This window comes from Alkalibacillus silvisoli (assembly GCF_039521975.1).
Lineage (GTDB): Bacteria > Bacillota > Bacilli > Bacillales > Alkalibacillaceae > Alkalibacillus > Alkalibacillus silvisoli.
The window spans coordinates 1-7,081 of the sequence record NZ_BAAACZ010000035.1 but is presented as its reverse complement, the minus strand read 5'-3'; the positions used below and the strand labels follow the sequence as shown (position 1 = coordinate 7,081).

Genomic DNA, 7,081 nt, shown 5'->3' with positions numbered 1-7,081 from the left:
GTAATTTTCTATTACTTTGGGTCAGTTTTCAATTGCGATTCTGGGTCAGTTTTAGATTACTATAAACAGTAGTTCAGTTTAGGAGATTATGGCACCATGCACCCTTAGTTGAGCTACCTTTTCTTTAGAAAATGGATATAGATTAATTGAGTTTTGTGATAAATTTATGCCGTGGCTCGTTGTCTATTCAAGGTTTGGAGATGGTAAAAGTGAAAATTAAGCTAATTTTTCTTTTAATGATAAGTGTATTTCTATCACTTAGCGCCTGTGGTTACTCTAATACAATGGAAGACACGTCTGATTCGCACCAACACTCTTCGTTAAGGGGGGTTATTACTGATTTAGATCATATTAATAAAGAGATGACTGTTGAAGGTGAGAATATGGAAGTGAACTTGCGAGTGACAGAGAATAGCAAGATGGTAGATCAATTGGAGGAAGTTATTCATCTCGAAGACTTGAAGGAGGGGGTAGAAGTCTCGGTTTCCTGGGTACCTAATGAAAGTGAGGGGCAAAATCAAGCGAACTTGGAAAAGTTGTTGCTTTTAGAAAATTAATACTTTATCTAGGAAATATCCTATTGAGTAAATGTATGTATGAAGTGAAAAAGAGCATTAAATTAAGTTGCAATTCAATGCTCTATGTAAGCTTGTTTAATAATTTATAATTCCCACGTAAACCATTTCCCATGACCAGCTGTTGTAGCAATAGTGTTTAGAGATTCTTCGCCGTTTATATAATAGTCTAAGTGTAAATCGCGATCTTGAATGTTGTTGTAAACGTGAAAGACTTCTCTAGTTGAACCAACCTTTTTAATTTCTTCAAGCAAATCATCTTTAGTCTGCTCCGGGATTTGATTGGCAACGTGTGTATGAAAAACACAAACTGCATAGTCCTCTGGAATGTCATTGACTAAATCTGAAAGCATTGCCACGCCATCTCCTTCAATTAAAGTAAGTGGAGTTTGTTTAACCATTTCTGCTGCTTGTTGAAGCGTTTCTCTTCGTTCATGAAGGTTCGGCCATATGAGAGCGTTTAGCCAGAATTCATCTTCTTCATCATTTAAGTCCAACACATTGAGGTCTACGCCAATTCGTTTCGCAACTGGTGGAGCTTCTACTGGAAGGGCAGGTTCATTATTACCTTTGATCTCAGCAGTTAAATGTACATTTGAATGTCGGTTACCGTAAATTTGGCCTGAACCATAAGAATAATTGTATTGATCCCATAGCAGCTGAAGACCTGAGCTAGTCCCAATTTCAATTAAGGCTAACGGCTTTTTGGCGATTTCATATATGTAGCTGAATGTAGGATAAAGGTATGTACATCGTCTTACTTCGTTTGTTTGAACTAGTTTCGTTTGTAAAAATTCTATAATTTCATCGCGGTAATTCTCGCAAAAGTCTTTGAAATACGGATAAGAATCTTTTACATCTTTAACTTCTGAAACAATACTTGGATAGAAGTGCTTTAACTCGTGTTCTTTACCTTTTAATAAAAGGGCATGGACTGCACCGAATAACAAATTTGGAATAGGTTGTCCTGCTCTTGCGTGTGAGGCCAATTGTAGTATCTCTTCGTCATCAGCTATCTTTAAAGATAAGTGTTCGTAAAGTTCGCAGTACCCTTCACATTCTTCTTTTGCAAATTTTTCGAAAATATTTGCTACACGTTGTTCCATGAATCATTCCCCCAATGTATAATGAAGCTATAATTCCATAACTTACCATGGATTAATGGTAACATACTAATATAAGACTTTATTGATTAAAGGTTTAATCAGGTCAGAAATAGAAATATTAACTATTCAAGAAATGAATGTTATTTATTTAAATATATTTAATTTTGGTGGTGAACATATGGAACCTAAATGGTTAGAATGGGCCAAGCAACTTCAGTCTATAGCACAGGCAGGGTTAACTTATTCAAAAGATATTTATGACATAGAAAGGTTCGAGATGATTAGAGAAATAAGCTCAGATATTTTAGCGCAGCATACTGAGATCGAGCAAACAGTCATTAAAGATTTATTCGCAAATGAAACCGGCTATGCTACGCCTAAAGTAGATATTAGGGCTGTTGTTTTTAAAGATAATAAAATTTTAATGGTTAAGGAGAATGGTGATGGCAAGTGGGCATTACCAGGAGGGTGGGGAGATATAGGCTTGTCTCCAGGTGAAGTGGCCGTAAATGAGGTAAAAGAAGAAGCGGGTTATGATGTTGAAGTATCTAAGTTAATTAGTGTATTTGATAAGGCGAAACATGACCATCCACCATCTCCTTACCATGTTTATAAAATGTTTATTTTGTGTGAAATCATTGGCGGGCAAGCTCAAGAAGGAATTGAGACAAGTGCTGTTGAGTTTTTTGGTGAAGATGAATTACCACCATTATCGGTTGCAAGAAACACAGAGTCACAAATTAATATAGCATTTCAGCATTTACAGAACCCAAAACAACCGGTTTACTTTGATTAATGATCGTGGGGGATCTCGTATGCATAAAGGGTTACTACATCATATAGAAATTTACGTATCAGACTTAAGAAAATCTACAGAATTTTGGGGATGGCTTCTGGGTGAATTAGGGTATTCTTCTTTTCAAAAATGGGATGGTGGACATAGTTTTAAAATTGACCATACATATATCGTTTTTGTCCAAGTAGAGGAGCGGTTCCTTGACGTACCTTATCATAGGTGTCGAGTAGGCTTGAATCATATAGCGTTTCATGCATCTTCACGTGATCATGTTGATGAAATGACACGCAAATTAAAGGATAAAAAAATACCCATTCTTTATTCAGATCGCCACCCGTATGCAGGTGGGGAAGATTATTATGCTGTTTATTTCGAAGACCCAGACCGAATAAAGGTGGAATTAGTAGCGCCAAATTAAATCTGGTTGATTTCATTGAGGTGAAGGTATGTCAGTAAAAGGGATTAATCATTTATTGTTTTCTGTTTCGGATTTAGACCAAGCGATCGATTTTTATCAGAAGGTTTTTGAAGCTAAGATATTAGTAAAAGGTGATAATACGGCTTATTTCGATTTGAATGGTTTGTGGCTTGCTCTTAATGTGGAAAAAGATATTCCGCGTAATGAAATTAAACAATCTTATACACATATTGCTTTTACGATTGATGAAGAGGAGTATGAGCAAGTGTACGCTAAGTTAAAAGATCTAGGAGTGAATATTCTATCAGGGCGCCCGCGTGACGAACAAGATATGAAGTCGATATATTTCACCGACCCTGATGGTCATAAATTTGAATTCCATACAGGTACGCTGGAAGATCGATTGAATTATTATAAGCAGGAAAAGAAGCATATGGACTTCTTTGATTAAAAGGTGATGAGCGGTATGGATCATAATTATATAGAAAGTCATCCTAATTACCAACAAACAAATGATTATAGCTATAAACTGACTCCGGGCAGTCAGGAGGTATCGATTGTCACTTGGATTGTTGTATTAATTTTAATAGCTATTCCATTTTTAAATTTAATAGCCTGTTTAGTTATGGCTTTTGGCGATTTTAATTTGAATCTCAAGAACTTTGCGAAGGCGACTTTAATTTTAATGGTTATTGGATTAGTTGTAGGTGCATTTTTCACTGGTTTTTGATCATGAAGACAGTGGTTTTAATTTGTATGAAAGGGTTAATTAATATGTGTAGTTCTATACTTCATAAGTTCATCGTTACTTCTTCGATCGATCAAAAATTGATGTTAATAAATGAGAATAATGAGTGGCATCTTCCCAAATCATGTTTCTCTTCCAAACATATAGCTTTAACTGAACATATTAATAGTTATTTCAGTGAAAGTTTCAATTTGTATTCTCATGTTCTAAAATGTTTTGCTGTTACAGATACGACACGTGTCTTCGAAGTGGATATTTTAAATCGATCGACTGACGAATTAGAAGTTAAGTGGATTGATATACAAGATGTTTATAGCTTAGAAGGAATAGGTGAAGAAGATTATAAGATCCTGTCTAATTGGGTTAATAGAAGTAATCAGTATGATCAACCTTGGTTTAAAGGGGAGTGGCGCCATAATTTCGAAAAGCGTGTAAAAAATGTGGTTGGAAGTACAAATGTAGAATTTAAACAGATTAGAAGTTGGGAACGTTCTTCGCTGTTTAAATTATTTATTGGTGCAGGTGATTATTATTTTAAAGCAGTTCCTGATGTTTTTAGTCACGAGCCGCTGGTTAGTGACTACCTAAATAAATACCACCAAGGTTTGGTTCCTACAGTCATTTATGTTAATCCAGACAATAATGAATATATTATGGAGGAGCTTAAAGGGGGATTGCTCGGTTATTCTAACGACATTAATCATTGGAGAGACGCGCTTACTAATTTAGCTGCTATTCAAAAGCAATCAATTAATCAAATAAGTGAGTTAAGGAAAATGGGGTGCCCAACTTATTCTGTATCTCAGACAACTCAAGGACTTTTAGAAGTATCTTTAGGTGAGTTAAAGGAAGTGGGGAACTTTTCTAATAATACATATTCAAATCTCATTTCCACACTTAGTACAGTCTATAAATTTTGTAATGAATTAGAAACCTCTAAAATTCCATATGCACTTGAACACGGTGATTACTTTGGTGGAAACATAATAGTTCAAGGTGACCAACCGATTATATATGATTGGTCAGATTGTACCATATCACACCCGTTTTTGAGTGCAACAGTAATCGTTGATGAACTTGAAGAAACTTTTTCTTCAAATATAGGTGAATGCTTACTAGAAGAATACTTAAGTGAGTGGAATGATTTTGATACGTTAGAGAATTTAAGGTATGAGTTTAACTTAGTAAAAAGGATTGCTCCATTATATTACTTAACGGTATATCAACAATTCATCTTTCCACACTTACGTGACAACTGGGATCAAAAGCAAATCATAGACGATTATGTCAATCAATGGTTAAGTACAATTGATGAGGTGAACGAATGAGAAAAATTGAAATCATCCCCTATCAAAAAAATTGGCCATTAAAGTACCAAAAAGAAGCTGAAATGTTGAAGTCACTTCTTGGTGAAGAGTGTAGGGAGATACATCACATAGGTAGTACCTCTGTACCTGGGTTAAGAGCTAAGCCGACTATTGATATACTTATTGGTGTAAATGATACTGAATCAGTTGATCAGTATAATAAAGAAATGAGAGCCATTGGATATGATCCTAAAGGTGAGAATGGTATTGCTGGTAGGCGTTATTTTCAAAAAGGTGGTGACAAGCGCTCGCACCATGTTCATATATTTGAAGCTGGTAGTTTCCATATTCACAGACACCTTGTATTTAGGGATTATTTAAGGGCGTGTGCTGATATAAGAATACAATATGGTGAATTGAAGGAGCAGTTGTCTCAAGAATATCCATATGATTCCAAGGCGTATGTCAAGGGTAAAGAGAGTATGGTGCAACAAATAGAACAACGAGCTCTAGCATGGTATCAAAAAGAAAGACTTTAATTAAAGGCTCTGTTAAAGCTTAGTGTTGATTATTTAAAAGGTTGCTCTAAGTTGTTGTATTGTGATGAGCGAAGGTGGCGACTCCTGGTCGACTAAGTTCGGCCGCGTCCTGTGGCCAACGTCGACATTAGACCGTCCGGGTCGTCACAGGAATAGCACGAGTCCCTGAGACCCAACAGGCAGTGTTTTCCTGCCGAGTGATGCACCTGTGTCTGGCTAGTAACGCTCCGAAGTAGGCTTCCTCGGTGCAAAACACTAAGATGTTTAATCGATGAAGCTGTTTGGCTCTGAGCCGTGCCCCGGCAAAGAAGACACTGCGACAAATGACCGGTAGGGAAGTTTGAGCAGATGTTGCACTTGTGCCCTGCGGGTGAAAGCGTCCACCGAGAGTGAATCACAAAACAACAACGGACTTTAACAGAGCGTGATTAAAAGAGACAATTTTCAGACCTTCTAGTAGTCTTAATGTCACACAATGTCCACCTGTCGAAAGGTGACAGATCGGTTGGAATGTGTTACATTTTTTATGGACTATTTTTATTTTGTCTCAATCATGGAGTGTTTTAGCATAAGAATTGGGGACAAACTAAGTTTTTCTAAAAGGTTTGGTTGTTGGGGTGGAGACTTATGATATTAGACTACAAATTATACCAGCATGATACGAGCAAGGAATGGGTTGTTTTCTTGCATGGAGTTGGTGGAAACCATACATTGTTTTATAAGCAAGCTAAAAGATTTAAAAAGTATTTTAATTGTGTGTTTATTAATTTTCCAGGTCACGGAAATAGTGATTCTATAGATATAAAGTACACATGTAAAAACATCGCTAAAAAAGTGATGGAAGTATTGGATCATTTAAATATTAAGAAAGCCCATTTAGTCGGTATTTCTTTAGGGACAATGGTGATGACAGAGATGTGCCGCAGGACTCCTGAGAGAATTGCTTCGATGACAATGGGAGGTGCGGTCATTAAGTGGAAGTTTTGGACAGACATACTGTTTAAACTAGCTTATTTAGTGCGTTCGATTGTTCCTTATATGTTCCTATACAAACTATTTGCGGGTATTTTAATGCCGAAGAAAAACCATAAGAAGTCGCGGAATATGTTTGTTCGAGAAGCGGCTAAGTTAGGACAATCAGAGTTTGTGAGGTGGGCGGAGTTACTAGTTACGTCTAACAACCTTCACAAGACCTTTGTTAATATGTCAAACAAAGTCCCGAAGTTGTTTTTGATGGGTGATGAGGACCATGTCTTTATAGAGGGTGCTGAATACGCAGTTGACAGGGATTCATATTCATCCTTAGAAGTCATCTCTGATTGTGGACATGTTTGTAATATTGACCAAGCTCAAGATTTTAATGAAGCTTCAATTAATTTTATTCAACAGCACATTAGCTGTAAGCAAACTGAGAAATTAGTGAACACGACAATTGCATAAGAAATATTTAAGAGGCTTCCAATAATTAGGGAGTCTCTTTTTTTGTTTTATAAGGTATAACGTTATGGTACTGACTCAAAATAAAGGCTCTACAATATTTGTTGGGGTAGAGACACAATTCAGAGTGAGGTTTTGGATGGCGGCCGTTGGCG

The 7,081-nt window shown here is 36.5% G+C and carries 9 protein-coding genes; 8 read left to right on the top strand and 1 reads right to left on the bottom strand.

What is annotated here, in order from left to right; genetic code table 11:
* The first annotated feature begins 209 nt into the window (after positions 1–209).
* The gene (locus ABDZ63_RS15640; protein WP_343785129.1) at positions 210–557 is read left to right on the top strand and encodes a hypothetical protein; all 348 of its coding nucleotides are present in this window, start codon (positions 210–212) and stop codon (positions 555–557) included.
* A 104-nt stretch (positions 558–661) separates the two neighbouring features.
* On the opposite strand, the gene ABDZ63_RS15635 is transcribed toward ABDZ63_RS15640, so the two are convergent.
* The gene (locus ABDZ63_RS15635) at positions 662–1,681 is read right to left on the bottom strand and encodes a DUF2332 domain-containing protein (RefSeq protein WP_343785127.1); all 1,020 of its coding nucleotides are present in this window, start codon (positions 1,679–1,681) and stop codon (positions 662–664) included.
* A gap of 178 nt (positions 1,682–1,859) precedes the next feature.
* Here ABDZ63_RS15635 and ABDZ63_RS15630 point away from each other — a divergent pair, with 178 nt between their 5' ends.
* From ABDZ63_RS15630 to ABDZ63_RS15600, 7 genes are all read left to right on the top strand, one after another.
* Positions 1,860–2,477, top strand: a complete 618-nt coding sequence (locus ABDZ63_RS15630) for an NUDIX hydrolase (protein ID WP_343785125.1) — start codon at positions 1,860–1,862, stop codon at positions 2,475–2,477.
* A 19-nt stretch (positions 2,478–2,496) separates the two neighbouring features.
* Positions 2,497–2,895 carry a VOC family protein gene (locus ABDZ63_RS15625; RefSeq protein WP_343785123.1) on the top strand — a complete coding sequence of 133 codons (399 nt, stop codon included), beginning with the start codon at positions 2,497–2,499 and terminating at the stop codon, positions 2,893–2,895.
* 28 nt (positions 2,896–2,923) lie between these two features.
* A complete protein-coding gene (gene fosM, locus ABDZ63_RS15620; protein WP_343785121.1) occupies positions 2,924–3,346 on the top strand; it encodes a FosM family fosfomycin resistance protein in 423 nt (140 codons plus the stop codon).
* A 15-nt stretch (positions 3,347–3,361) separates the two neighbouring features.
* A complete protein-coding gene (locus ABDZ63_RS15615) occupies positions 3,362–3,625 on the top strand; it encodes a hypothetical protein (RefSeq protein ID WP_343785119.1) in 264 nt (87 codons plus the stop codon).
* A gap of 266 nt (positions 3,626–3,891) precedes the next feature.
* Positions 3,892–4,971 carry a phosphotransferase gene (locus ABDZ63_RS15610; protein ID WP_343785117.1) on the top strand — a complete coding sequence of 360 codons (1,080 nt, stop codon included), beginning with the start codon at positions 3,892–3,894 and terminating at the stop codon, positions 4,969–4,971.
* Positions 4,968–5,489 (top strand): GrpB family protein, encoded by a 522-nt coding sequence (locus ABDZ63_RS15605; protein ID WP_343785115.1) that lies wholly within the window; start codon positions 4,968–4,970, stop codon positions 5,487–5,489. Before ABDZ63_RS15610 ends, ABDZ63_RS15605 begins: the two co-directional genes overlap by 4 nt.
* Positions 5,490–6,116: 627 nt before the next feature.
* A complete protein-coding gene (locus tag ABDZ63_RS15600) occupies positions 6,117–6,929 on the top strand; it encodes an alpha/beta fold hydrolase (RefSeq protein WP_343785112.1) in 813 nt (270 codons plus the stop codon).
* The last annotated feature ends 152 nt before the right edge of the window (positions 6,930–7,081 follow it).